The sequence below is a fragment of the Clostridium sp. CCUG 7971 genome (genome assembly GCF_017590215.1).
Lineage (GTDB): Bacteria > Bacillota > Clostridia > Peptostreptococcales > Peptostreptococcaceae > Faecalimicrobium.
In genome coordinates, this window is the sequence record NZ_JAFFPK010000238.1 from 1 (window position 1) to 538 (window position 538).

Annotated in this window: 1 protein-coding gene; it reads left to right on the forward strand. The window is 22.7% G+C overall.

What is annotated here, in order from left to right; all coding sequences use genetic code 11:
* Positions 1–294, forward strand: a 294-nt coding sequence (locus JWF52_RS19040; protein ID WP_353654992.1) for a hypothetical protein, incomplete at its 5' end; no start/stop codon positions are given.
* Positions 295–538: the final 244 nt, after the last annotated feature.

The following is a 538-nucleotide window of genomic DNA, read 5'->3' on the forward strand; positions in this document are numbered from 1 at the left end:
AATAATATAATCATTAATTCTATAACTATAGCATTTTTAATAGTAATTGTATTGTATTCAGTAATAAATATAATACTAAATAAAAACTTATATAACTTTATAAGCGAAGATCTTATAAGGCTTAATGAAAATTATAAGATAAGTTTATTATATTCGGATATAAAAAATAAATATTCTTTATACATATTAGAAAACTCACATGCAGATATAAATATAGCTTCATTTATTGAAGAAATCTGTGCAAGCTTAAAATTTAAAAATAGGTTTGTATTAGATAAAAATAAAAGCGAATAAAAAACGCTTCATCTACATGCATTTTATTAAGGAGTGTTAGGTACATTTATAGGGCTTTCCATGATGCTTTTAAGTATTAATACTAGTGACATAATAAATTCCCTTCCTGAGACTATAAGCAGTATGCAAACTGCATTTATAACAAGTATATTTGGTATAGTATGCTCAATTTATACTAAACTTAATAATAGGATTATCATGATTGTGAGCATATAACTAATTCAATTAATGTTAAAAATGGAAA